22 protein-coding genes and 4 pseudogenes are annotated in these 24,985 nt (G+C 60.4%); 11 read left to right on the top strand and 15 right to left on the bottom strand.

Going from position 1 to position 24,985, the window contains the following annotated elements; translation table 11 throughout:
* The coding region (locus M653_RS1000000137320; protein WP_198028795.1) for a TetR/AcrR family transcriptional regulator at positions 1-411 on the top strand (411 nt) is incomplete at its 5' end.
* Positions 309-623: a TetR/AcrR family transcriptional regulator C-terminal domain-containing protein gene (locus M653_RS1000000137325; RefSeq protein ID WP_198028796.1), complete on the top strand. Its 315-nt coding sequence runs from the start codon at positions 309-311 to the stop codon at positions 621-623. The genes M653_RS1000000137320 and M653_RS1000000137325, both read left to right, overlap by 103 nt.
* Positions 624-1,228: 605 nt before the next feature.
* Here M653_RS1000000137325 and M653_RS0116665 read toward each other — a convergent pair.
* The 5 genes from M653_RS0116665 to M653_RS0116700 form a co-directional block, all read right to left on the bottom strand.
* Complete coding sequence (locus M653_RS0116665; protein ID WP_027144374.1) at positions 1,229-1,519, bottom strand: DUF982 domain-containing protein; 291 nt, start codon at positions 1,517-1,519, stop codon at positions 1,229-1,231.
* A gap of 1,258 nt (positions 1,520-2,777) precedes the next feature.
* Complete coding sequence (locus M653_RS1000000135675) at positions 2,778-3,071, bottom strand: helix-turn-helix transcriptional regulator (RefSeq protein WP_032935397.1); 294 nt, start codon at positions 3,069-3,071, stop codon at positions 2,778-2,780.
* Positions 3,072-3,830: 759 nt separating this feature from the next.
* Positions 3,831-5,225: a Do family serine endopeptidase gene (locus tag M653_RS0116690; RefSeq protein ID WP_027144378.1), complete on the bottom strand. Its 1,395-nt coding sequence runs from the start codon at positions 5,223-5,225 to the stop codon at positions 3,831-3,833.
* Between the two features lie 288 nt (positions 5,226-5,513).
* Positions 5,514-5,939: a YidB family protein gene (locus tag M653_RS0116695; RefSeq protein ID WP_051442701.1), complete on the bottom strand. Its 426-nt coding sequence runs from the start codon at positions 5,937-5,939 to the stop codon at positions 5,514-5,516.
* A 259-nt stretch (positions 5,940-6,198) separates the two neighbouring features.
* Positions 6,199-7,089, bottom strand: a complete 891-nt coding sequence (locus M653_RS0116700; protein ID WP_027144380.1) for an MBL fold metallo-hydrolase — start codon at positions 7,087-7,089, stop codon at positions 6,199-6,201.
* A 307-nt stretch (positions 7,090-7,396) separates the two neighbouring features.
* Here M653_RS0116700 and M653_RS0116705 point away from each other — a divergent pair, with 307 nt between their 5' ends.
* The gene (locus M653_RS0116705) at positions 7,397-8,560 is read left to right on the top strand and encodes a hypothetical protein (RefSeq protein ID WP_027144381.1); all 1,164 of its coding nucleotides are present in this window, start codon (positions 7,397-7,399) and stop codon (positions 8,558-8,560) included.
* A 61-nt stretch (positions 8,561-8,621) separates the two neighbouring features.
* Here M653_RS0116705 and M653_RS0116710 read toward each other — a convergent pair whose 3' ends face one another.
* Genes M653_RS0116710 through M653_RS0116720 form a run of 3 tightly spaced genes read right to left on the bottom strand, consistent with a single transcriptional unit; the run spans position 8,622 to position 11,516 of the window.
* A complete protein-coding gene (locus M653_RS0116710; protein WP_027144382.1) occupies positions 8,622-9,143 on the bottom strand; it encodes a ferritin-like domain-containing protein in 522 nt (173 codons plus the stop codon).
* A gap of 34 nt (positions 9,144-9,177) precedes the next feature.
* Positions 9,178-10,341 (bottom strand): UDP-galactopyranose mutase, encoded by a 1,164-nt coding sequence (gene glf, locus M653_RS0116715; RefSeq protein WP_027144383.1) that lies wholly within the window; start codon positions 10,339-10,341, stop codon positions 9,178-9,180.
* A 2-nt stretch (positions 10,342-10,343) separates the two neighbouring features.
* Complete coding sequence (locus M653_RS0116720) at positions 10,344-11,516, bottom strand: glycosyltransferase family 1 protein (protein WP_027144384.1); 1,173 nt, start codon at positions 11,514-11,516, stop codon at positions 10,344-10,346.
* 348 nt (positions 11,517-11,864) lie between these two features.
* Between M653_RS0116720 and M653_RS0116725 the strand changes: the two genes are divergently transcribed.
* On the top strand, positions 11,865-12,782 hold the full coding sequence (locus tag M653_RS0116725) for a hypothetical protein (RefSeq protein ID WP_027144385.1): 918 nt from the start codon (positions 11,865-11,867) through the stop codon (positions 12,780-12,782).
* 703 nt (positions 12,783-13,485) lie between these two features.
* Here the strand turns inward: M653_RS0116725 and M653_RS0116730 are convergent.
* The 3 genes from M653_RS0116730 to M653_RS0116745 form a co-directional block, all read right to left on the bottom strand.
* A complete protein-coding gene (locus M653_RS0116730) occupies positions 13,486-14,220 on the bottom strand; it encodes an SDR family NAD(P)-dependent oxidoreductase (protein ID WP_027144386.1) in 735 nt (244 codons plus the stop codon).
* Entirely contained in the window at positions 14,207-15,553 is a 1,347-nt protein-coding gene (locus M653_RS0116735; protein WP_027144387.1) for a family 1 glycosylhydrolase, read from the bottom strand. Before M653_RS0116735 ends, M653_RS0116730 begins: the two co-directional genes overlap by 14 nt.
* A gap of 766 nt (positions 15,554-16,319) precedes the next feature.
* Entirely contained in the window at positions 16,320-16,937 is a 618-nt protein-coding gene (locus tag M653_RS0116745) for a DUF4238 domain-containing protein (RefSeq protein ID WP_027144389.1), read from the bottom strand.
* 229 nt (positions 16,938-17,166) lie between these two features.
* Between M653_RS0116745 and M653_RS0116750 the strand changes: the two genes are divergently transcribed.
* Positions 17,167-19,317, top strand: coding sequence for a ParB/RepB/Spo0J family partition protein (locus tag M653_RS0116750; RefSeq protein ID WP_027144390.1), 2,151 nt, complete (start codon positions 17,167-17,169; stop codon positions 19,315-19,317).
* A gap of 237 nt (positions 19,318-19,554) precedes the next feature.
* Here M653_RS0116750 and M653_RS1000000138235 read toward each other — a convergent pair whose 3' ends face one another.
* Positions 19,555-19,737 carry a hypothetical protein gene (locus M653_RS1000000138235; RefSeq protein ID WP_027144391.1) on the bottom strand — a complete coding sequence of 61 codons (183 nt, stop codon included), beginning with the start codon at positions 19,735-19,737 and terminating at the stop codon, positions 19,555-19,557.
* A 692-nt stretch (positions 19,738-20,429) separates the two neighbouring features.
* On the opposite strand from M653_RS1000000138235, the gene M653_RS01000000132765 reads away from it, so the two are divergent.
* Together M653_RS01000000132765 and M653_RS0116770 are read left to right on the top strand one after the other, a co-directional pair.
* Entirely contained in the window at positions 20,430-20,618 is a 189-nt protein-coding gene (locus M653_RS01000000132765) for a hypothetical protein (RefSeq protein WP_032935402.1), read from the top strand.
* 11 nt (positions 20,619-20,629) lie between these two features.
* Entirely contained in the window at positions 20,630-20,905 is a 276-nt protein-coding gene (locus M653_RS0116770) for a hypothetical protein (RefSeq protein WP_032935404.1), read from the top strand.
* On the opposite strand, the pseudogene M653_RS1000000137715 reads toward M653_RS0116770, so the two are convergent.
* Both M653_RS1000000137715 and M653_RS1000000134485 read right to left on the bottom strand, forming a co-directional pair.
* Positions 20,875-21,081, bottom strand: a pseudogene (locus M653_RS1000000137715) (hypothetical protein); the annotation flags it as partial. The gene M653_RS0116770 and the pseudogene M653_RS1000000137715 sit on opposite strands and share 31 nt — an antisense overlap.
* A 32-nt stretch (positions 21,082-21,113) precedes the next feature.
* Positions 21,114-21,607 (bottom strand): annotated as a pseudogene (locus tag M653_RS1000000134485) (recombinase family protein); the annotation flags it as partial.
* Positions 21,608-21,640: 33 nt separating this feature from the next.
* On the opposite strand from M653_RS1000000134485, the gene M653_RS1000000138100 reads away from it, so the two are divergent.
* From M653_RS1000000138100 to M653_RS1000000137720, 4 genes and pseudogenes are all read left to right on the top strand, one after another.
* Positions 21,641-21,763 carry a hypothetical protein gene (locus M653_RS1000000138100; protein WP_280940107.1) on the top strand — a complete coding sequence of 41 codons (123 nt, stop codon included), beginning with the start codon at positions 21,641-21,643 and terminating at the stop codon, positions 21,761-21,763.
* Between the two features lie 135 nt (positions 21,764-21,898).
* Complete coding sequence (locus tag M653_RS0116795) at positions 21,899-22,201, top strand: DUF1236 domain-containing protein (RefSeq protein WP_027144393.1); 303 nt, start codon at positions 21,899-21,901, stop codon at positions 22,199-22,201.
* A gap of 340 nt (positions 22,202-22,541) precedes the next feature.
* Positions 22,542-22,645 (top strand): annotated as a pseudogene (locus M653_RS1000000136765) (IS481 family transposase); the annotation flags it as partial.
* A 371-nt stretch (positions 22,646-23,016) separates the two neighbouring features.
* Positions 23,017-23,158, top strand: a pseudogene (locus M653_RS1000000137720) (IS481 family transposase); the annotation flags it as partial.
* A gap of 527 nt (positions 23,159-23,685) precedes the next feature.
* On the opposite strand, the gene M653_RS0116810 reads toward M653_RS1000000137720, so the two are convergent.
* Positions 23,686-24,876, bottom strand: a complete 1,191-nt coding sequence (locus M653_RS0116810) for a DUF1173 domain-containing protein (RefSeq protein ID WP_027144395.1) — start codon at positions 24,874-24,876, stop codon at positions 23,686-23,688.
* Positions 24,877-24,985 lie beyond the last annotated feature (109 nt).

Consider the following 24,985-nt stretch of genomic DNA (forward strand, 5'->3'; position numbering starts at 1 on the left):
GCGATGGCAGGCGAGACATATCAAGATCGGGTCAAGGAGGAGAAGCGCGTCGCCTCTGTCGCAGCGGCCACCAAGCTCTTCTTCGAACAAGGTTACGGAGCAACTTCACTTCAGCAGATTGCAAAACTTGCTGACGTGTCGACCGCGACATTGTTCAAGCGCTACCCAACCAAGGCATCACTTTTTGAAGCCATCGTCGAGCAATTCTGGACATTGGAAAGCGGTTGCCACGCAGACGTTCACGTCGGCGATCCGAACGCGAGCCTTCGCAAGATCTTGACTATGCAGATCGGATGCGCCAGCCCAGAATGGTTGCCATTTTCAGGCTTATCATCGCTGAAAGCCTGCGCTTTCCCGATTTGGGGCAGATGCTGTTCGACCGCGGCTTCGAGCCCTATCTCGATCGGCTGAGCACTTATGTGCTTGACGAGACGGAGGCCGGAAACCTCGTGGTACCCGACGCCAAGCTCGCTGCCCAGGCTTTCCTGGCCACGATCGCAGGGCAGGCTTTCTGGCCCGAACTGATGGCGCCGGGCTGTGGCGGCATCGACGAAGATTTGCCGGTCATCATTGACGAAGCTGTCGCCACCTTCCTGGCGCGCTACGGCGCTAAGCTCGCTTGAACGCCTGCGAACGCAGCCGTCAAGCCCGCGCATCTTCCCCAGTCGTCCGTCCCGCAACCGCTGGACGATCTCACATTGTGAGGACGGTCGGGCTCGATAGCGTGAGTGGAATGCCGAGGAGCCGCGGTGGCTCAAATCAGTCTTCACTGCCGGCCGATCACCCTGAAGCTGAACGATCTGATCGGCTAGCTTGAAGCGGCGTGCGGTGGACTAGGCGCGGCGGTTCTTCCCGATTTCTTGCGCGGAGCGAAGCGCGGCTGGCTCGAATCCGCTGGAGACAGATCCATCGGCCCGCGAGATCTTGGCTGATCTTATCGGGCCGTTCGATTTTCAAACGACTGGAGTTGTGCAGTCGCTGATTTCTCCGCTTGTGAGAAACGGTGGTGCGGCAAGGTGCGGCAGGTGCGGCAATCACCACCCCAAATACCTGCCTCACCACCCCGAAACCTCGAGGTGCGGCAGAAACAGGTGCGGCACCAATCATCGCAGGATCCAGTCATGATGGAAGCACCACCAGCCAACGAGACCGTGACTCGGCGCCGGATATCATGGCGCGAATTCTATGCGCTGCGGCCCGACCTGCAGCCAGTGAATGAGTGCCAAGCTCAAGCTGTCAGCCACTCATCAGCAGCACGTGCCGCCGCCACCTCGAGCGCGTCGGGCGCGAGGATGCCGCGGGCAAGCGCAAAAGCTTCGAAGGCAATGCGCGCTGTTTCGACGTCTTTGTCACCGACCAAAGCAGATTGGCAGACACAGAGCGCGGCTGTGAATGTCGGGCTGCGGCTGCCCGGCCACTCATTCAGCATTTCGTAGGCCTCCACGACCGAGACGATATCGCGCGGGAAGCCCATCCCCACAAATACTGGAACGGGCTTTGAAAACAGTTGGGGTCTCATCGGTGACTCCGTTAATTTACGTGCCGAAACAACACGCAAATTGTAGAGTGGTTGCGATGACCTCGACAGTAGACCAAACGGGTGTATTGACCACTTCCCACCCGCGCCCAATGGAGGTCTCCCCATCGCGCCAGCAACGCTTTTTTGGAGAGCGCGTCTGCCGCTTCGCGCACACTATTTAGATGAATGTTGAGGCCAAAAGCGCAGGAGGCGTAGACTGGCAGGGGGGCTTCCGACCGCAGACCGCACCACTTCCAGCGGCCTTTCCTGGACCCTTGCCCGCTGGCTCCGGCCGGCGGGCTTTTTAGTGTTCGGTCGGGAACAGCTCGACTAGTCGCAAGTTCGGGCGAAGGCAGCGCGTCCGGGTCTTTTCGCGCTGCCGGCTGGCCCGCGCCCTCCTGTGCGGGGTGGGGCGCGGGCCTCAGTGGCCGCCGGCGAACATACGTCAGAGACAAGGGTTCGGGAGCCGGTCGCCTACTCCGGACGGCCCTCCACGCTGCCAGTTGCCCGCCTGGCTCCGGCCGGCGGGCTTTTTGTGCACTAGGTGGGAACTTGGTATTCGTCGGCAGGTTCGAAAGGTGGCAGCCCCCCCGTGCTGCTGGTCAGGTCCGAGACCTGGCCGGGCCCGCTTCCCCCGCCAGTGAGGCGGGCCCACGGGAAGCGAACCAAGCGTGTGATGGGTTGACGCTGGTGGTCAGCGCCTTACTTCCTGATGATCCAATCCACCAAGGCAGCGTCAACGCGCTCGCACCCGGTAAACGCGAAAACGAGGCTCTGAGCGAGCGCGCGCCGTTGACACTCCGGTGTCTTCGTTTCCAAGACCAAATCCTTAAAGAGGTTGCGGAGAATTTCGGCATCAAACGCGGACACGCGGTGCTGTTCACGTCCCTGGTCGCCTCGTCTATCTTGCGCTGGCGAAACCGCTTTAGAAGCTCGTGCGACGCGGCGATTGCACGGCGGGTTTCGGCTATGGGGGCGACATGCCCCAATATCAGGTTGAGATCATGGCCAGCGGATCGGTGGTGTCTTCGAGCATGCTCATGGCACAGCTCCCCTTCAAGGCGGCAGGGCACATGGGCCAGCCTTTCACATTATGGCGTCAGGAGGAAAACTGGGTGCGTGTCACGGAGACCAAGGCCGAAAAGCGAACCTTCGCTTACGTTTGTCGGACGGCATGAGCGCTACCGTGGCGGTCCCTTCCTTTAGGAAATGCCAAGGTTCACCCTCACTTTTCCCTCATCGACATGTGGAGTTTTCTTCATTCCGCCGCGCGATTTGTCTGCCGGCGGCGCCACGTTCTATTGCCGGTCCGGCGACTAGTCTGCCCCTCAGAGCGCGCTAGTAATGGGCTCCCTTCGGCGGGAAAGATAATTCCCGCTCCTTCGAAAGCCAGGAGCAAGGCGGCGACAGTGCGGGGATGCGGCTTCCTTACCCCGTTCTCAAATTCGCTGATCGTCGCTTCGCTAAGATTGCACTTGGCGCCAAGCCGCACTCGCGACCAGTTCAATAGCGCTCTTGCTGCTCGCGACTGCTCTGCCGTCAGGTTTCGCACTTGACGGACCTCCTGCCGACCTTCGTCATTACGTTTCGAACATCCAAATTAGCTAAAATGTTCCGGAACTGAACCGTGACTTGGGCCTTGAGTCCGAGTCTGGAGCGTTTGATGCTAGAGACCCCAGCCCCGGCCGGCTGAAGTTCATCGAGCCGCAATCGCCGCTGCTGGTATAGACGCGACCGGTGAGCGACCACTGGATCCACGAGATCAAGTATGACGGGTTTCGCAACCAGCTCATCCTCGACTGGGATGGCGCCCGGGCCTACACCAGGACCGGCAGCGACTGGTCGAAGCGCTATTGGCCTGTCATCGCGGCCGTCGAACGGCTGCCCGGCGCGCGACCTCATCCTCGACGGCGAGATGATCGCACCCGAACCGGACGGCAAGCCGAATTTTCACGCCATCCATTCCCGCCTGGCCTGGAACGCCGAGCTGCTCGCCTTCGTCGCCTTTCACATCCTGTGGAAGGACGGCCAGGATTTGCGCGCACTGCCTACGATCGAGCGGAAGGCGATCCTTTGGGATCAAGCCCGCCGACGGCGTCATTCAGTACAGCGCCCATGTCGAGGGCGGCGACGCCGACTTCTACAGGGCGGTCGACAAGATGGGGCTGGAGGGCATGGTCTCAAAACGCCGCAACGCGCTCTACCACAGCTCCTCCATAATGGAGGCGAACCGCGACCTTGCCCGCCAGCCTTGAGCGCGGCCTGCGAGGCCGTTTCTTGGCCACCGCGCCTGGCCTGACGGAGCGCCGCGTCAGGAAACGGCCACTGCAACGAAAAGCGATTGTCCCTGCCTTTCGATGCGGAACAAGATGGGCTTTTTCTGCTGGCGGGATTTCGTCCACTCTTGCTGGATATCCGACGGCTGCATCACGTTGCGATTGTTGGCCGAGACGATGACGTCGCCAGGCCGAAGGCCGTTCTCGGCGGCGGGGCTATTTGGCGCCACTTCCTGGACAAACACTCCGGTGGTACCCGGCTGGAGACCGAGTTGTTGACGCGCTTCGTCCGGAATGGGGCTCAGCGACATTCCGAGGCGTTGGTCCCCCGCTTCCGGACTGGCAACGGCACCGGTCCGCACCTCCTCATCCTTACGTTGGCCAATGGTCACGGCCACTTCCTGCTCATTGCCACCGCGGTTTCTTGTCAGCGTCGCATTGGATCCCGGTTTTTGGCTTGCCGCTGCAAGGGTCAAGTCGTGGACATTTTGAACGTTCTTACCGTTGAACCGGGTGATCACATCCCCTGACTGCAGACCAGCCTTCTCGGCCGGACTGCCGGGCTCGACCGAGGCGACCAGCGCTCCCTTGCTGCCCGATATCGCAAGCGCCTCGGCAATTGACGGAGTGACCTCTTGGAGACGCACTCCGATGAAGCCGCGCTCGATCCGGCCAGTGCTGATCAACTGATCAACGACGCTCTGAGCAGTTCGGGACGGCACGGCGAAACCAATGCCGATGCTGCCGCCCGACGGAGAGACGATGGCCGTATTGACCCCGATCACTTCGCCGCGCGCGTTAAACAGGGGGCCGCCGGAATTGCCTCTATTGATCGAGGCATCTGTCTGGAGGAAATCGTCGTACGGGCCAGCTTTGATGTCGCGCGAACGGGCGGAAAGAACGCCGACGGTCACGGTTCCCCCGAGCCCGAAGGGACTGCCAATCGCGATCGTCCAGGCCCCCGGCTGCATTGCGTCAGAGTCACCCCACGCGGTGGCCGTCATGTTGGGGCGTGGATCGACCTTCAGCACCGCTATGTCGGTTGCTGGGTCGCGGCCCACAACTCGTGCGGGCGAAGTCTCCTTATCGGAGAATACGACGCGGATTTCGGTGGAGTCGGCCACGACATGATTGTTGGTGACGATGTAGCCCTCCGTACTGACCACGAAACCGGAGCCAAGAGCTTCTCGTACCTGCGGCTGGGCAGGCCCGCGGCTGTCGAAGGGGTTGAGATAATCGTCGAGCATCGTTTGGTCCTGGATGATCTGTCTCGTCGTGATCGCGACCACGGCCGGCAGCTTCTGACGCACGATCGCGCTGAAGTCGTTCGGGATTTCCTGTGCTGAAACCGGAGCAAAGCCGCCAGCCGAGAGCATCAAAGATCCTGCGACGAAGCTAATGCACAGTCGCTTCCTTGAAATGTAAGCCATGACTGGGGTTCTCCTTCCGGACCGCCCTGACGCTGCTGCGCGACTTGTCCCAGACCCAAGAACTGGCATTCACGTCGATTGTTTCACCGGTTCGAAAAAAATGTTGATGGTGGGCTGAACTGCGAGGATGTGGCCCCGCGGGGCCATCGAAATTTGCTCGAAGCCCGCCAAAATTTCAGTGGAAGGAGTTTCGCCTGCCGCGCCAGCATCACAAGCACCTGAAGTCCACCAAGCAAAGCAAGTTGGCGGGAAGCCGGGACCTAGGACACATTGTCGAGCAAGGTCGACTTATCCCAGGCCTTGTGTTGATTCAGGCAGCCATTCACCATTCGGCGTCATTTCGTTGACTGTCTCGGGTAGGTCCCGCGTAATCCTTCTGATTAGCTCCTCGCGCGAAAGACCCGTCTCCACCGACATGGACATCAGTGTACCTTCGTCCATCGCCGCTTCGACGAGCCTTGGCTCGATTGGTTGGTTTGGGCCGTTGCCAACCCACGAGTCGACTTTAGATCCTGCGCCCAGCTCCCTGAATCGGTCGAGGATCTGACCAAGGTCAGCCCTCGACACGCCATTGGTTATCTGAGCCAGAATTCTGCGTTGCGGATCGTTTGGGTTAAGATACCCCGCTTCCGGAATCAATTCACAGAGTTTGTCGCGACTTCGGTATGCCAAAACGCCAAGCATCGCGATCGCCAGTCTTCCCAGATTTGCCATTTGGTCTCCTCCGCGGTTTGGCATGAGTCTTGGCGAATGCCGACGCGTCCCTGCTCGAATAACTGCCGGTCGGCTCGCCGGCGGAGAGGACGCGTCCTTCCGGCGCTTGGCTGCCGCCCTGCGTCGATCGAACCTCCTAACCGGCGCCTCCCGGGTTTGTTCCGCTTGTCGGAGTTGTCGGTGAACGATGCAGGGGCGCGCCGAACCGACGGGAAACTCTACCGGTCGAGAGATAGAGTCGGCCCAATCTGACCTATTTTCAGAACGATGGCGGATCGGTTGCCCTAGCTATCTGGGACGCTGGCTCGCGCACGAATTTCATTTTCGGCGGCACGGCCAACTGGCTGAACCGATCAGCCAGGCTGTCGAGAGCTTGGCGCATGCCCACGCCCGCAGCCGCCGCCCCGTGTCCGCTGATGACCATCTGCGGCTTCAGTGCGGCCAAGCGCTTCACCGATCTTTCCGCCGCATCCCAGTCGGGCGTGAAATAGCGTGGCGGACCGTGCATCTCGAGATCCTGAACGGCGACCTCAAAGACCGACTCCTGACCCGTGGTGATGAAAGCGTCTCCCACGATCAGCGAGCGGTCTTCCTCCCGCCAGAGCGAGATATGCCCCGGGGCGTGTCCTGGCGTGTGCAGCCATTGCCATCCGGGCATCCCGGGGATCGATCCGTCGGCAGGCAAGGACACCAAGCGGTCCCCAAGATCGATCGGCCCGCGTGGAAAGAGCGGCGAAAGCAATGCCATCAGTCCACCCCCTACCCAGGGGTCCGGTGGCGGATAGAACGTGGTTCCGTCCAGATAAGGGCGCTCGAGCGGGTGTGCGAAGACAGGCACGTCCCACGTATTCGCAAGGTCCAGAACCGTTCCCACATGGTCGAAATGGCCGTGAGTCAAGATGATCGCGGCCGGCCGCGTGTCAGTCCCAAAGCGCTTTTCCGCGACCGCAAGGATGCTGCTCCGGGACGTCGGCAACCCTGTATCGATCAGCACCCATTTGCGATCTCCGCTGCCCGGTGCGCCGAAGAACACGACATTGACGATTGCCAATCGCAAATAGCCCAGATCTGGTGCGATATTCCAAGCGCCGTCGCCACGATCCTCGCGCCTGGCGCGGTCGATATCGGAAAGTCGAATTTGAACGGTCATGTGATCCCGTGCCTCTGTTGTTTGCCGAGCATCCGGCCGAGCTGATCGATGCCGGTGGTACATCCCCGAACTTGGCTCGGGCCGCCTTGTTCCTGATTTGCGTTCGCCACCCAGCTACCGGACGATGGACCACCGGAACAAAGACACGACCAATCGGTTCGGCACTACTCGGTCATGTAAGAATGAGGGGTATGCCGAACTGAGCAGGGGGATGCTGCTTGCCCGAACGGATGCGGTTTCTCCAAGGCAGTTCTCGCTCCGAACAATCCGGCCGAGTGCGAAGCCGACTGACCAAAGGAGACTTCGAATGAACGAGGCGGCACGCACGAAGGGCCAGGAGGTGGATGCTTCGGTTTCCGGTGCTTGGCGCTTTGCCAGTTTTTTCATGGCGGGGTTTGAATGCTCCTCGCATCGGCGCAAGGACGGCGTTCGCCTCGACCTTATTCGTGCGACCTCGCACAATTTGCATGCCCTGGGCGACTACCGCGGCTGTGCCGAACTCGGCCTTCGCACCATCCGCGACGGGTTGCGCTGGCACCTGATCGAAACCGCTCCCGGAACCTATGACTGGTCAAGTTGGGCGCCTATGGTCGAGGCAGCCCAAACGGCAGGTGTCCAGGTCATCTGGGACATCTTCCACTACGGATCCCCAGACCACGTCGATCAGGGGTCGCAGCATTTCATCGGAGCCTATGCCTCGTTTGCGGCCGAGGCCGTGAGGGTGCACCGCTCGATTACCGGAACATCGCCTCTGTTGTGTCCAATCAACGAGATCTCCTTCTTCGCCTGGGCTGTTGAGGTCGGCTATTTCCCGCGCGTGGGGCCGAACAAACGCGGATGGTTCAAGCGGCATCTCGTCAAGGCTGCCATCGCGGGTGTTCGTGCAATGCGGCAGGTCGACCCAGCATGCAGGTTTGTCTGGGCCGAGCCGCTCATCCATATCGCTCCCCGCGACCGGACCCGCGCCGAACGGCGCCGGGCCGAAAACGCCCGACTGGGACAGTTCGAGGCTTACGACCTGTTGCTGGGCCGCGTCGAACCTGAGTTGGGCGGGAGCGAAGACGTTGTCGACGCCGTTGGCCTGAATTTCTACCCGCACAATCAATGGTACATAAATGGGCCGACCATTCCGATGGGGCACCACGAGTACCGGGCTCTGTCGGAAATGTTGATCGAGGTCGCTCATCGATACGGCAAGCCCATGTTCATCGCCGAGACCGGCTCGGAGGGATCCGGCGGGCCGGCTTGGCTCCATTATGTCTGCGACGAGGTGCGTGCGGCAATGAGCCTCGAAGCACCGATTGAGGGTATTTGCCTGTATCCGATAACCGCCTATCCCGGATGGGATAATTCCCGCCATGCCGAAGTGGGGCTGTTTTCGGTCATCCAGGCGGATGGCCTGCGACGCCTCCGCCAGCCAATTGCGGATGAACTGATTCGTCAGCAAGACCTGTTCGTGCCGAACCGCTGAAAGCGTGGCCGACAAAACCATGGGCAGGGCGCCAGCGATGGACGCCCCCCGCGCCCTTGGATCAGCTTTTTGCGGTTTCCCCCTCCTCGCGCAACTTGGCATACCGCAAGGTGACGTCGCTTAGGTTTTCCTTCAGCCAATCGGCCATGGCTTCCTCTTCGCTCAGATTTTGCTTGAGGGCCATTTCAGCATCCTGAAATCCGCCAGCCTCGGCGAGCACCAGCAGCGAATTGTAGGCGGCAATCTCGTAGTTCTCGAAGGCGAAATTCGCCAGGCTGTTCTTGATGATCTCGTCGCCGGCCATCGAGTGGCCCATGGCAGCCATGCTACCAACCATCGACAGGGCTGTGTCCTTGAGAGTGGAGTGCTCTTCATCGAGCCCCTCCAGAACCGCCTCGAGCCGCGTGATTTGGCCTTCGGTCTCCCGAATGTGCCGGCGCAAGCGATCGGCCACCTCTGGATAATTCTCAATACGCTCTACCTGTGGTTTCATGATCGACAGCGCCTGGTTCTCCATGGCATGCGCGTTGCGCAAGCCAACAATGAAGATCGAACGGCTCTCCGAGTTGAAGTTTGTGTCCATCGCAATTCTCCTTCTGATTTTGCCCCGCCCAAATTTAACTCCGGGGTGACGGAGTACTTACCGCCAGGCCCGCCAACGACGTCTTTCCCGCGCTTGCCCATTCCGGGACGCTCCTTTGGATGCGGGCGAAAGTAGCCAGAGCCTGTCCGACCACCTGATCCATATTGTAGTAGCGGTATGTTGCCAGGCGGCCGACAAACCACACGTCCGGACAGGTTGCGGAGAGCGCTTCATAGCGCTTGTAGAGCGCTTCGTTTTCGGCCCGCGGCACCGGGTAGTACGGATCCCCGATATCCGTGGGGTATTCGTAGGTCAGGCTGGTCCGCGAGTTCTGCTGGCCGGTGAGATGCTTGTATTCCGTGATGCGAGTGTAATCTTGCGTCTGCGGATAATTGACGACCGCGACTGGCTGAAACCGCTCGCAGTCCAGCGTCACGTGCTCGAAACGCAGCGAGCGATAGGGAAGATGCCCGAGCTGCCACCCGAAATATTCATCGATTGGGCCGGTATAGATCATGCGCCTGAACGGGATCTTCTCACGGATTTCGCGGAAATCGGTCTGCAGCATGATCTTGATGTTCGGATGATCGAGCATGCGTTCGAACATCCTTGTGTATCCGCCAGCCGGCATTTTCTGGAAGCTGTCGCTGAAATAGCGGTCGTCATGATTGGTCCTGGTAGGCACTCGTGCCGTCACCGATTTGCTCAGTTGACTGGGATCGACGCCCCATTGCTTCCTCGTATAGCCACGGAAGAATTTCTCGTAGAGTTCGCGTCCCACGGTGCTGACGACCACGTCCTCGGCCGTGCGGACGTCCTCCACAGTCTCGCGTCGGGACGCGAAGAAATCCTCCAGCTGTGCCGAGGTCAGGTCGAGCCCATAAAGGCGGTTGATCGTGTCAAGATTAATCGGGATGGGAACGAGTTTTCCGTCCACCGCCGCCAACACCCTGTGCTCGTATGACCGCCACTGGGTGAACTGCGAAAGGTAATCCACGATCGCCTGGCTGTTGGTGTGGAAGATATGCGGACCGTAGCGGTGGATGAGGATGCCGGCTTCGTTATAACAATCGTAGGCGTTGCCGCCGACATGGCCGCGGCGATCGACCAGCAGAACGCTCTCGTGACGCTGCGAGGCTATTCTTTCGGCAAGCACGCTGCCGGCAAAACCTGCCCCCACGACCAGCCAATCGAACATGGCTAAGCGCTCCTGCGAAGCGGGACGACCTTTTTACGTTGATAAACGCGCTCAATGTGAGCTGCCATGGCATTCCATGTTCGTTCCCAGGACATGTCTGCAAGGTAGGCATCGACTTGCTGCAGAAGCACCTGGCGCGGGCGCAAAAGAACCGACCGCAGCTTGATTTCCAGGTCGTCGCCGTCGGCGATTTCCACCAGTCCGGCCGCGCCGTAGCTGCGCACCACGTCAACGATCGCCGTCGAGATCACCGGCAGGCCAGCCGCTAGGAATTCCGGCGTCTTGGTCGGGCTGATGAACCGGGTCGCTTCGTTGAGCGCGAACGGCATCCAGCCTGCATCCCAATGGCGCAGGTAGTCGGGCAGGTCGTGGTAGGCTTTCCCGCCCAACCAGTGCAGATTTTGCGCCTGCGGCAGGTCTGCGGGGTCGATCTTGACCACCGGGCCAAGCATGACGAAATGCACGCCCGGCATAATCTCCGCCGCTTGAGCCACGAGATCGACATCCAGCCGCTCGTCGATTACGCCGAAATATCCTACCCTCGGGTGGGGAATGTCGGCCTGATCGGCTGGGTCTTTGCCCAGCTTCCTGGCCTTGTGAAAGTGGTTCACATCGATGCTGCTAGGGAAGGGATAGATCGCATGGTGTAGGTGGCGCTTGGTCTCGAACAAGCTCAGGCCGCCGGTGAAAACCAGATCGGCGCGGCGCAGAAGCGCCTTTTCCATCTGCTGCAGTTCGGGGGGCGCATTCTTGAACGCAGAGAGTTCGTCCATGCAATCATAAACGCATATGTCCGCCTCTAGATACTCCGTAAAGCGAAGAGCCATCGGCGTGTAATACCAAGCGATCAGCCGGCTGTGCGGCATAGAAGCGATTGTCTGCTGCACAAATCTCCGCTGCACGGCATCTGCTTTCGCGGCCGACGTGCCGACCGGGAGCACTGGTGTTACAATCAGAATGTTTGGCGAGGCCTCGCTCGTCCGCATTAGCGGCTGCGGCAGTTCTTCGAAAAGGGGTTCTTCAAAGTACACCACTCTCTGCTGCATGGACGCGAGAGTGAGGATATGCTGCGGGCGTTGATGAACGAAATTCCACCTTAAATGGGAAAAGCAAACCAGAAGATTTTGCCTGCCAGCGTGTTTACTGGCCGTTACCCCGCCCAAGGCTGCTTCCATTGAGATATTCCTTTTTATAGGCTGTGGTTTATGTTTGCGACTAACATTTGTTAGTCGTGCATGAGGCGAAACTACACTTCCATTCCAGCTCCTAACTTTCGGACAGGGGACTTGTTCCAAGGTGAAACAGAGAGCCTCAGTCACCGCTTTGCATTGGACGAATGCAAACCCCGGCTGCAGCCGCCCGCGGCTGGTCATCGAAAGCCTCCCGACCAGGGTTTGGTGGTGGAGAACCGCCTTTGCCGTATTTGTGTTGAACTCGCCGGCTATAAAATGCTCAGGACATCAAATTGATTCGCCTGCATCACTGGGCGCGTCCAAGGGCAAGGGCAGATCCCGGGGGCTGAGATGAAGATCGAGTTCGATACCAACGTGTTTCCGCTGTTTCATCCGCAAAGCGTGGATGACCTCAAGGACCCATGCCCCGTCTTCGATGGCAGGCTGTGGCATGTCTTCGGTTCAAGCGGGACGGTAACGACCGAGACGTGGAGAATCCTGCACGCGACGGCGCCCGACCTTCATGGGCCTTGGTCCGAGCACGAAGTGATCGAGCTGCCTATCAACGGGACGGGGGTCGCGGCTCCGGGCGTCATCCACGAAAGTGGCGTCTTCCACATGTTCATCCAGACCGAGTTCATGAAATCCGGTGGCCGTTGCGAGCATGCGGTTTCCAACGACGGCTTCCATTGGGTGGTTCTCAGCCCAGCCATTCTTGCCATCCCCGACACGCAGGAGGATGGCATCTACGATCCGCACCCCGCCGTCATTGCTGGGAAGCGCTATCTCGTTTATTCCGGCATGCCAAAATTCAACAGGGTGCCGCAGCCCGACATCTATCTCGCACGCAGCCAGTCCGACTCGTGGTTCGGTCCATGGAAGCGGATCGGCAAGATCCTCGATCACGCTGATGTTCCTCATCACAATACGCGAGAGGATCCCGACTATGAATGGGGCATAGAGGGTGCACAACTGGTCGAGTTACCCGATGGCCGCGTGCTTTTGAACGCCACTTGCTTTCTCCCAAATGGCCTTCGTGGGAACCGTCAGCGCGTGTTTTTCGCCATCGCCGACGAGGTTGCTGGACCCTACGTGTCGATAGGCCCGGTGCTCGAACCAGGCCAGCCGGGCGAGAACGGTCATTCAACGGTAATGATCGAAGGCGGTCAGCTTTCACTGTTCTACCAGAGCCGGGTTGCCGCGACCGATCACCGGTGGCGCTACGGCTTGGCCAGATGTGACGTCGCTCTGTTTTCCAAGGTAGCATGACCCCGACCGTTAGCGCCAACAGTGCTCAGCCGGCCAGGGGTCTTCGCCGTGTTGCGTCCGCGAGCACGATGAAGCCCCCTACCAGGACTTTCATCAAACGAGACCTCGCATGGAGATCAGGCGCAATCCAAATTGCTTGGCGGCTTAACCTGACACCCCAACATCGCTACCTATCCTACTGTACTTCGCGGTGATCAAACCTCGACATGCCAGCACCTGCACCACGTCAGTTTGACCTGGTCGGCCGGTGCCGGACATAATTTCAAAACCGTGTGGACGTTTCGATTGAAATCGAGATCAGCATGAACCTGGCAGGAACGGGCTATTGGTTTGCTTTGGCTGGGTTTGATGCGGAGGCCGGCGTCCGGACCGATCAATGCGGTCACGATATTCGTGGTGACCTTATCGGCGAAGGTAGAAACGAAGGTAGAAACTTAGTCTCGGCATAGCCGGCGTGCATTGTTGCTCGAAGCCGCTTGACGAGAGGGTGGCTACCAGGATCTTCCGGAACTGTAAGGTGTGCTGCAAGATTTCCTCACTTGTGTGGAAGCAACTGCAAACCCGCTAGCAAACCCAACAAAGTCTCCTGTGTTGAGTTCCGCCCGGATCAATTTTAATGCGTGCAAGGATGATTGCGGACGCCTTCCTGCTCCCGCCGGAGCGACGTCGCCCTGCCATGCAAGCTGCATTAGGCCATTTTGGTCTAGAGCCGCGCCAGCCGTCCGCCATCCACGTTGAGCGCCGCGCCGGTGACAAACGCAGCGTCGTTAGATGCCAAGAAGGCAACTGCGGCGGCAATCTGATCGGGCTTGCCGACGTCCTCGGGGCTGATGGTCTCAACGCCGGACTTGATGTTCGGATTTTCCCAAAGCATTGGCGTATCGATGGCTCCAGGCAGAACGGCGTTGGCCCGTATGCCTCGCTTCCGGCCCTCAATGGATGTAGACCGGGTGAGCGACAGCAGCGCAGCCTTGGCTGCGGCGTAAGGGGCTACCTGCGGCGTCGTTTCTACCGCGTGCACACTTGCGATGTTTACGATCGCGCCACCGGCGGTCATGTGGGCGAACGCCTCCCGGGTGAAATAGACCGCCCCAAGCAGATCGACGCTCAGCACCTTCAGCCAGTCGGCGCCTGTGAACGCCTCGAGGGGCTTGAAAGTTATCAAGCCGGCGTTGTTGACGATGATGTCCAGCCGGCCGAACCGGTCGAGCGCCAGTTGGCGGCACCGGGCGACCGCGGTCTCCTCTGAGACGTCGCAAATCGCCACTGCGCAGTCCGCCCCAGCTTGTCGGATTGCTTGCGCGGCCATTTCGGCCTTGGCTTGATCCAGGTCGGCAACGACGACCCGGGCGCCTTCGGCGCCGAGACGTGTAGCGACGGCGAGCCCGATGCCGCTTGCGGCACCGGTTACAATTGCGGTCTTCTCAGCCAGGCGCATCGGGTTTCGCCTTTTCCTTGGAAGGTTCAAGTGGTTCGGCCCCAGCCTCGGCGATCCGGTCCACATGCAAAAGGCCACGCGCATGATCTTGCTGCGCGAGAACAGTCGGGTCGTCCTGCTCGGATGGCAGAAAGATGGGCAAAGCGAGACAGACACTCTGGGTGGCGAGCAACTTGTTCCAGTTCGCTATGAGCGCCTTGTAAGCTCGGCCCACCGCCCTGACATTGCGGTCCAGATCGTAGAGGCCGACCGCATTGACCCGCCCGTTGCTCTCGCGAAGGGCACTATCCCAGTCAACCTGGTCGGTGAGGGAGTACCACGTGAAGCCCACGATAGGGATGCCGTCATTGCGGATGCGCAGCACGTTGGCCCACTCTTTCCATAACCAGTAGACCGCTTCGTCTCCCTTCGGGCCTTCGCTGATGTTGGTTTCCGTATGCATCACAGGCAGCCGGTAGCGGTTGAAGTACTGGCGCGTAATCTCGTCATAGCCAAACACCTCACCGGAGGCAGACGTGGTCCCGTCCGCCCAAACCCGATGTTCGTTGGTCTGGTAATAGTCAGTGCCCATCACGCAGTGCCTGCGCAGATGGTTCTCCAGGAAAAAACTGTACTCCTCGGCCGTCATCCCGTTTTCCAGCAGGTATCGATAGGTGCGCGCATCGACGTCATGTCCGTAGTTGAGGTCAAGCGATAGGAAACGCTGGCTATTGAAGCGCTCCGCCTTGCCGATGGCCTCCGGGGTGTCGGCGTGGAAGTATTCCGAGGACTCGCTTTGAATGAAGATGGCGTCCGGCCGCCCTTGCAGGATTGCCCGCATCGCCAGGACATTGGCTTTGACGATGTGCTTGAGGGCCGTGACGAAGGCGGTATCGGTGCTCAGTTGCTCGTTCCACCATCCCCAGCGGGCGGAAAAGGTGGCGCAGATGAACATTTCATTGACTGGGGTATAGAGCTGGATCCACGGAAAGCGGGTTGCGAAGTCGTGAGCGTAGCGTTCGAACAGCCGTGGAAAGTCCGGGTTCTGGAAATTGCCCACCCAGTCCGGGACACCAAAATGGCAAAGGTCGACGATCGGAAGAATGTCCTTAGCTTTAAGGTCCGCGAAGGTCTCATCGGCGAAGGTCCAGTCGTAGTGTCCGTCACCCAACCAAGTCTTGTGAATTGGAGGCCCGTAGCGGAGGAAACGAAGTCCCAAATCATGGACCAGTTCGAAGTCGGTCCGCCATCGCTGGTAAAAGCGGCACTTCTCCAGTTCGTCGACCCGCTCTCGGCCTTCCCTGATGGTGGGAGCGCTGTTCTCGATGCCGGTAGCAAAGACGAAGTTGAACATGAATGGTCCCGAGGCAACCGAGGCTTGCCAGCGGTCTCCTAACGTCCAGGTGGCAACGCAGTTCCGGCACGTCGCCGCTGATCCTGATGGACCTCTTCACGCGGCGATCCGGGTCGTGTCCGCGCCTGGCGCCGCGACCTGTTCAGGCCGCCCCGGCTGAAGTACGACGCGCGCGGGCACCCGCCATCATCGATCGCCGCGCCTGCATGGTTGGCGATCTGGCAGCGTTATAAGACTTTTGCAATTGTCTTATAACGTCACTTGCGTCGCTTGAGCCCATGCCGTTATAAGAGAACGCATTTTCTTATAACAGAGCCGACGCATGAAGACGGTCAATCTCGCGCCCCCGTCGGGCCTGGCAAAACCTGTGACATCCCTGACCTCCCCAACAAGCGCGTCGTGGCCGAGGTAGTCGGCGGAGGCCGCCACCGCCCTGTCGGCAGCCGCCACCATCTCCAGGTCCGCCGCGCTGAACCGTCCGGACGCCGGCTGTCTCTTGCTGAACGCCACTTCATGGCTCGACCTTCCGGACCGCTTGGTCTTTGTGCCGTGCGAAGCGCAGACGCGTCGTGCCGAGGACGCGGCTGCGGTGCTCGACACCGCCCCGACTTCGATTGGGTCAGTGAGATTTACCCGCGCGCTATCGCCGAAGCCAAGACAACGGCGGAGAGGTTTCAGCGGTCGATTGACGTCGCGGTCCGCCGCACCGGTCTCTGAACCGGCCGGTCTGGGCGCATGCGGCTCAATCCCTGCTGGTGGGCGACGATCATCTGGCGCCGCGATCTGCATGGTCCCGTGCGGTGTCGGCACGCGCGTGAGATCGGTGCCGACGGAAATGCCTGTTGCTGGTCACGACCCATGGGGCGCTTTTGGCGAAGAAGACCGAGTCTTCTGCCGAGCGCACGATAAGCCGGTTCACGTGCGCGACCTCCTGCCTGGTCGGAATGGTGCGCTTAAGCCGAAGCGACTTGAAGTCGTAGTCGGCGGTGCGCCGGTCGAGGTCAAAGTTCGGCATGATCCTTACGGCGGCTGTCGGCGTGAGGGGTATGATCCTGTTGACGATGCGCGGGTCGGGCGTCCGCTCGATCCCGACGGGGTAGTCGCTTGTGGAGAATGGGCTCTCCCGCTCGTTGACGAGAATCTCCCAGGGGAAGTTGCCGAAGACCGCGACCTGCCTCGCGATTTTGGCGATGCCGATCGCCTGCGGGTACTTCTCGTCGATTTTCGGCTGGACTGCGCCGGAGTCGAGGAGCTCGCTGAAGCTCCTGGCCCCGAGCTCCGGGTGAGGGGACGGTAGCTCAATCATCGAGTCGATGAGCTTGGCGCCGAGCTCCGTCGCGCCCCGAATGGGCCGAAGATCCGCATGCCGGCCGGCGCGCAGCACATGACGTAGCTCACGAAGCCGGCAATGTAGACGGTGGGCTCGTCCGGCTCGTTGGCGACCAGCTGCTCCACGGCCGCGTTGTAGTTGCCCTCGACGGTCTTGAGGAACTCCTCGATAGAGCGCGGGTCGCTCAGGTAGTCGTTGGAGGCAGAGGGGGGAGGGGAGGGTTCCTGACGGGCTTGGAGGTTCGGGGAGAGGCCCCGGGCCGCCCGTCACGGAGAACCTTACCATGGCAAAGAACGCCATTCAGAAGATCGCGATGAACGCCGCGGCGAACATTCCTTATGACAGCTTGGTGCTGTCGCAGAAGAATGTCCGGCGCATCAAGGACGGCTTGTCGATTGAGCAGCTTGCCGAAGACATCGGACGGCGAAAGCTGATCCAGAGCCTGAACGTTCGTCCTGTGCTCGACGGCGAGGGCGAGGAGACCGGCATGTTCGAGGTGCCCGCCGGCGGCCGGCGTTATCTCGCACTTGGCGTCCTCATCAAGCAGAAGCGCCTGGCCAAGAACGAGCCGATCCCCTGTGTCGTCAACCGCAGGCAGGAGACCTCGGCCGAAGAAGACTCGCTTGCCGAGAACCTCCGCCGCGCCGACCTGCACCCGCTCGACCAGTTCCGGGCCTTCAAGACGCTCAGCGATCAGGGCCTCGATCCCGACGAGATCGGCGCCCGCTTCTTCGTGTCGCCGGCGACGGTGAGGCAGCGCCTGCGGCTGGCATCGGTCTCCCCAAAACTGCTCGAGCTCTACGAGAAGGATGAAATCCGGCTCGAACAGATCATGGCGTTCTCGATCTCGGATGATCACGCGCGCCAGGAGCAAGTCTGGGAACGGATCTCCGGCTCGCATACGCAGGAACCCTACTACATCAGGCGCCTGCTGACGGAGACCACGGTCCGGGCCGATGATCGCCGAGCCGTCTATGTTGGTGCCAAGGCCTATGAGGCGGCTGGCGGCGTCATCCTTCGCGACTTGTTCGAGCAGGATTCCGGCGGCTGGTTCCAGGATGCAGCACTTCTCGAGCAGCTGGTCTTCGACAGGCTGAAGGTTGATGCCGAAGCCATCCGCGCCGAAGGCTGGAAATGGGTCGAGGCGGCGATCAGCTTTCCCTATGGCCACACCTCCGGCATGCGGCGCATCTACGCCGAGGCCCAGGAGCTCAGCGCTGAGGAGATCGAACGCTACGACGCGCTGAAGGCCGAATACGAAAAGCTCGATGCGGACTATGCCGCGGCCGAGAACGCCGACGAGGCAATCGAGGCGAAGCTCGATCAGTTGGGCGCCGAGCTCGATGCGATCGACGATCGTCCACAACGCTACGACCCCGCTCAGAAGGGAATTGCCGGTGCGTTCGTGACGCTGGCCGCCAACGGCGAGCTCCAGGTCGAGGCCGGTTTCGTGCGGTCCGAAGATGAGCCTCGCTCCGAAACGGACGACGTCGGTGAGGGCGAGGAAGGCGACACCGAGGGCAAAACCCGATCCAAGGGTGACGACGATGGCGATGGTGTTGTCGTCAACGGCAAGCCGGTGGATGACAGTTCCGGCGATGACGGCGAGGAGGACGGCATCAAGCCGCTGCCCGATCGGCTCGTCTTCGATCTGACCGCGCAGCGGACGCTGGCACTGCGTAACGCGCTCGCCGGTGACGTCGACATCGCCTTCCTCGCGGCAATACACGCCGTAGTGCTGCAGGTCTTCTATCGCTTCGCGCCGGATAGCTGCCTCGAAATCAGCCTGAAGAGCGGCAGCTTCTCCCAGGTCGACGGTCTTGCCGAGACGTCCTGGGCCAAGGAGATCGCCGAGCGCCACGAAGCTTGGGACCGCGATTTGCCCGATGAGGCGGATGGCCTGTGGCACTTCCTTCTCGGCCTCGACGAGGCGAGCCGCAAGGCGCTGTTCGCGCATTGCGTCTCGTTGACTCTCAACGCGGTGGTCGAACCCTGGAACAGAAGAGCGAAGGCGCTCGCGCATGCCGACGTGCTCGGCCGCTCGCTCCAGTTCGATATGGTCGACGCCGGCTGGACACCCACGGTCGAGTTCCTCGGGCGCCTCACCAAGGCGCGGATCCTGCAGGCTGTCCGGGAAGCCCGTGGCGCGGACTCCGCGCAGCTGATCGATCACATGAAGAAGGACATCATGGCGCGTGAAGCCGCCCGACTTCTCGAAGGATCGAACTGGCTGCCGGAGCCGCTTCGCCTCGACGTCGACGAAGTGGCTAGCGATGCTGGCGACGCCGTCGCCGGCGACATGCCGGAGGAGGCGGCGCTCGATGGCGATGCCGCCGAACTGCCGCCCTTTCTCGCCGAGAATGTGGGTGCGTCCTCCGATGAGCCGGTGACCATCGACGGCGGCGAGACGGACCACCTCCAGGCCGCCCAATAGGCCCTCCAGTCCCACACCGGGCCCGGCACATCAGCCGGGCCCATTCTGTTTTTTCAAGATGGAGAAATTCGCATGTCCGACATATCATCTACGAAACCGCCCCTTTGGAGACGTCATCCGCTACTCGGACGGCGCGGCGAAACCGCCCTCGCGCTTCACAAAAAAGCTCGCGACCTGGGGAAGCCGCAACGGCTTCGGTCGACTGGTTAGGAAGGAACCGCCGCGAACCCGCACGACCTATACCTCGCCGGCCACCTTCACCCTGCATGAGGTCGATTTCGGGCAGGGCGGCATCATCGTCGTCTCGGTCAGACGCACCTGGTCCGTCGAGAGCGACCTGCGTTTCGAAATCGTTGAGCGCCCAAAATCGGCACGGTCCGCGTGCTGCAGGCCCTCGGCGACACCCCGGAGCTTCTGCATCTGGCCGAAAACTCCGCGGCGGCCGAGCGCTAGCTTGCCAGCAACTCCTACGACCGCGCCTATCTAGAGGAGGTCTCCGCCGACGAGGTCGGCGCCGATGTCATCGAGGGGCGCGCGGCCGCCTGATCATTTCACCGCATAAAACCAACTGATGACGGGCCCGGGTCGCGAGCGATCGCCGGGCCTGTTTCGTTTCATGGAGATCGACATTCGACTGGAACAGAAGCTGCTCCTATGACGAGCAGCAGAAGAGACGTTTTCACACGACAGCTCGTTCAAAGCTGAAGAAACTTGCCGCCGAACTTGCGCTTCCGCCGGGCAGCTATGATCTGCGCTCAAACAAGAAGGGCATAGCCCTCTCCGGTGAAATTACTCCCTATCAGCCGGATTGCTTCGCGTTCCTCCGAACGACGCGCCGCCTGAACCCCGCGACCCCATAATCGCCGCTGCACGGGCCGGCCGCAGGGTCGGCCAGCGACAGCCACAACACCACCACGCAGTTGCAACGACGCGGTCATGCCGCCATTGATCGATCTGCGTTCAGGAGAACCTGATGACCGCACATCCAGCCTTCAGGAGGTGCTCGCCGGCGTCGCTAAGCGCGAGCAGATGTTCCAGCTATATCGGGCCCATGAGAACGAATAGAGAACAAATTTCTTGCCTCTCAAGACGTCTTGTGGAATCTATAGCCTATGAGCGACGGACCGTCCAAGCTTGCCGACGGCATGACGCTGGCACCGCGCGAGCGCGTCAGTGTGCTGGGGCATCTGTGCGAGCACAAGGGTTGCGCGAAGCATGCGGGCTTCGGTTTTGCCTGGCCGCGACGGGACCCGCACTGGTTCTGTTCGAACGCCGGGGACGACGGTGAGCAATACCTGTAGGAGAACATGCCATGCTTTACATGGATGAAAGCAACCAGGCTGAACTGAACGCAAACCTCACCCGCGACCGGCCGGAAATCGCGAAGACCGTAAGGCGCGTGTGCAAGTTGCTGAACAAGCTCTCACAAGACGGAGCGATTTACGCGCACGGCTGGGTAGGCGCGGAACTTATCAACAGCCTGGTCGATGACGAAGAGAAGGCCATCGAGTTGTCGCGGATCATCCAGCGACAGATCGAAAAAGAACTGCAATCCGTTCATGGCGCAGACGGTTCGCCGACCAACTGAGCTGGTTCAAACGTCGAACAAGTCGCTCGCCCGCGACCAATCTCATCAATGGTGTCGGGCGTGTTGTTGCGCGGCGAACCGACCTTGCTGTCGATCGGCCACATCTTCATCAGATCGGACGGAAAGGGCTTCATCAGGCGAGGGTCGTGCTCCGGACCAACCCAGCGCATGTAATCGGAGCTCTCACCGGAGGGATACCCCCGTGCAGTTAATGAGCAGGAGCAACGCGCTTTGCCAGCTTCGCGAGTGTCGAGCGCGAGCAGTTGGTGGCCCTCGTGATGGTATTCCAGCTCTGTCCCTTGCGCAGCATGTCCACGATGGTCTCATTGCGCTGGGCGTCCTCGGGGCGACCCTTTCATCTTTCCCGTCAGCCTTCGCCTTAGCGATGCCCTGAGCCTGCCTGAGGCGGCGGTCGTCATAGTCCTTGCGGGCGATGGCGGCGAGCATGTCGAGCAGCATCCCGTCGATTGCGTCAAACATACGCCCGGTGAAGGCGTCCTCGGTCTTCATCATCATGTGCGAGGTCGTCAAGTCCAGCGCCACGACCTTGTCCTTGATCTCGTGCTTGAGCTGATCCCAATCCTTGTCCGATAGTCGGCTCAGGCGGTCGACCTGTTCAGTCAACAGGATGTCGCCCGGCTTGCTGTCCCTGAGTAACCGGAACAGCTCCGGCCTATGAAGCGAAGCGCCGCTCTCATTCTCGCTCACAGTCCGCCGACATCGAGGCAATCGCAGATGGAGATCGCCGATCGCCTTCGCCGCGTCGTCTGTGATGAACTTGGGGGAATGGTTGATCTCAAGGAAAGCACCACCGCTGAATTGCGCAGGCAGGTTGCGGCCGCGTTCGCGACGGATTGAGGTCGTTCAATGGTCGATAATGTCATTCTGTCGGAGCGGGTCGCCTTCGGCATTAAGGGCGTCCCGCGGTTCGCCGGGAACTTCCCGTAGGGCAGTTAGTTTCACTCTACGGGAGCGGGCAATCAGGAGAATGTCATGAGAATCTATCTGTCGAGTGCTGTTGCTTCTTTGGTCCTAATGGGCAGCGTTGGCGCGGCTTTCGCTGATGATGTCGTCGTACTCAAGCCAGAGGAACAAACCATCGTTCGTGAATACGTTAAGAAAAAACCGCTGGCGTCCGTGAATCTGCTTGGCATCGAGTTGAAGCTTGGTTCGTCGGTTCCGGATAAAGTTGAATTGAGGGAAGTTCCAAACATCAGATACAGGGTTGCCGTTATCAATGACCAGACTGTTTTGGTGGACCCCCAGACGCATCAGATTGTCGAGGTCCTGCACTAGGCGGTCAGACGGTGCTGGCTTATGGATCAGACCCGCTCCAGAACGCTACGCGGAGCGGGTCCGTTTTTTCCTTCATCGCGGGGTTGCGGCTTACTTCCTGATGATCCAATCGACCAAGGCAATTTCGACCCGCTCGCACCCGGTGAACTCGTAGACTAAGCTGTGAGCTAGGTGTGAGCCTTCAGGAGGTTGTCCATTCGGCCCCGACCGAGAAAGCTGAGGTTGTCGAAGCTTCAGTGATTCTCGGAGGACCGAATGAACATCCACAAGAATGCCCGTCTGACGCCGTTGCGTCGAGAGGAGATGGCCCGCGACGTTGTTGAAGGCCGTCTTTCCAAAACTTCATCGCTACAATTGGCACCGGCCACACGGCAGCTTAAAATCAAGACCCCTATCAGCCGCCTCGGGCTAACCAAGGACAACCTTTTGAGGCTCCACAGCTAGGTCGCGCCATTGACTCTCCGGTGCCTTCATTTCCAAGACTAAGTCCTGAAAGGGCTTGCGCAGAATGTCGGCACCGAATGCGGACACGCGGTGCTGTTCAACGTCTCCGTGCGTTTGCAGGCTGCCGGAACGCTTTTGACCGGTAGCACGAGCCGTAGCACCTGCGGAATGAAGGAGCGGCGGCGGCCGAGACCGTGGTGCGCGCAGCTTTTCGCTGCAGGGCGCGCACCGCTGGAGGCGGCCATGGCCAGTCAGAGTTTCTCTAGAATGTGAATGTTCACAACCCATTCCGGAGAGACCGACCATGACCATTTCAGATTCTACACCCGCCGGCGCGGTGCTGGTAGCGATCGATATCGCCAAGGTTCGGCCTCGGCCTGCGTCAGATCTTCACCAGGCCATACATGCCCAAGACCAACGGCAAGGCGGAGCGCTCATCCAAGCCTGCGCGAATGGGCTTATGCTCGAGCCTACAACACTTCTCATGAACGCACCGCAGAACTGCCACGATGGCTGCCTCGTCTATCTTGCGCTGGCGAAGCCGTTTTAGAATTTCGCGTGATGCTGCGATGGCACGCCGGGATTGATCCATATCGCGGCGAAAGGCGACGCGTCCAGCGAGAGACCCTTGCCGTAGCATGAAGCTGGTTTCAATAGCTGCCTGCGCCATCTCTGTATGGCTTTCAACCACAACTAGCTCCCAATTAGGCTAAGAGGTTAGGGACTCCTTCTTTCTAGGACGGGTCTCCAAGCGGTTCAATGTCGGTTTAATGCCAATCGGGTGAGGCCCAGCGGCCGGTGATGAGCGGCACGGCTCGCGTTCTGAAGAGGACGACCCGGCTGCCCACGGGTGGCGTTCTCTCTGGAATAACGCTTGGCCCGCACCGCTTCTCTCGGTACCAAACCGTACGCGTAAGGGCAGATGAGGAACAATCGCCGCACCTCCATGCTCGGGGTCATGGCGCTCTATTATGGCGTTCCGTGTGGAACTTGGGCTCCCCGGGCCGGATTCGGGCCAGCGACCAACCGGTTAAACAGTCCTATGGAAGGGCCGGCATCTCCCCGTCACCGACCCGCCAGGTCCAGGCACCCATCTCCGGTCGATCCGCAATCATCTCCTGCAGCGAAACCTCGAAAGCTTCGTCCGCTCCGGCCGGGACGACAAAGAGCGCGATTGCTTCGTTCCTGTTCTGGAGCAATGCGTTGGCGATCGGCTGGTCGGGTTGCAGGTCGTAGCGCAATCCCTTTACGCTCTTCTCGCGAAGACGGGCAAGCGCGTCGATGAGCCGCTTTTCAGGGACCGTCTCGTAAGGAATCCAGTTCTCGGACACGACCATCAACGCGATCTCCTCGACAATGGCGAGGCCGGCCGAATTCACTCCGAACGTCGCGATAGCCAAGAGATGTGAGCTCGAGTCCGCTCCCCACAGCGACAATTCTCTCTCGAAGCGTGCCTGCAAACGCCGATGCATTGCGTCGTCGATGATGAAGGGCAAACCGGGCAAATGCCTGATCACAAGCTTCTGACCCGAACGGGCGGGCACGATCTCCTTCACTTCGCCGACCAGGACCAGCAACTTTCGTGGACCGGATTTTGGCGGTAACGCCGGAGCAAGAACCGTGTTGCGACGCAGTTCGATCGCTTCCTTGTTCTCGGCCCGAAACGGCTCGGGCACGAACAGAATATCGGCGAGCGGTCCGCCCCTCACCGTCATTTGACCGGCAGCCTCGAGAAGATGCCAGCGGACATTCCACCAATGTCGCTTGCCGGCCCATCTGGATGTCCAGACCGTCAATTCGGCCTCGTGCCAGAGATAGTGAAGGAGGCCACGCAGTGACATCCTCCTCGGATTTCCGGCCACGCTGGCGGCGTTCTGGCCAGCAGGCATGGACGCCGCCCGACTTCCCATCTTCGACAGGCTGAAATCCAGCTTCAGCGCCGCCATGCCGTTTTGCGGATCGACCTGGATCGCGCTGCCCATCAACGCGCCGAGCCCGGACAATTCGTAAGGCGATTCATAAGAATCGCAGGAAGAATCGTGCCCGCCGCCGCTGAGCGGCATGCGCTTGATCAGATGCAGGTCACCGATGCGGGCGACGTACATCGGGAAGCCCGGCTCGCGGCACAGGCATAGTGGACGCTCCCTGCGGGCATAGGCGTTCCCAAGCGCCGCCTGCAGATCAGGCGCCCCTTCCTCGAAGACCTCACTGCCAATTCTAAACCGTCGCATCACCTCGCAGCTCCAGGTCGCCGCCGCATCCTATGTGCACATTGAAGTCATGGCTTTTCGCTGAGCGCAACCGTTTGATGGACCGACGCCAGAGGGAGAGGGGAGTCGG

Source organism: Mesorhizobium sp. WSM3626, from assembly GCF_000513935.1.
Lineage (GTDB): Bacteria > Pseudomonadota > Alphaproteobacteria > Rhizobiales > Rhizobiaceae > Mesorhizobium > Mesorhizobium salmacidum.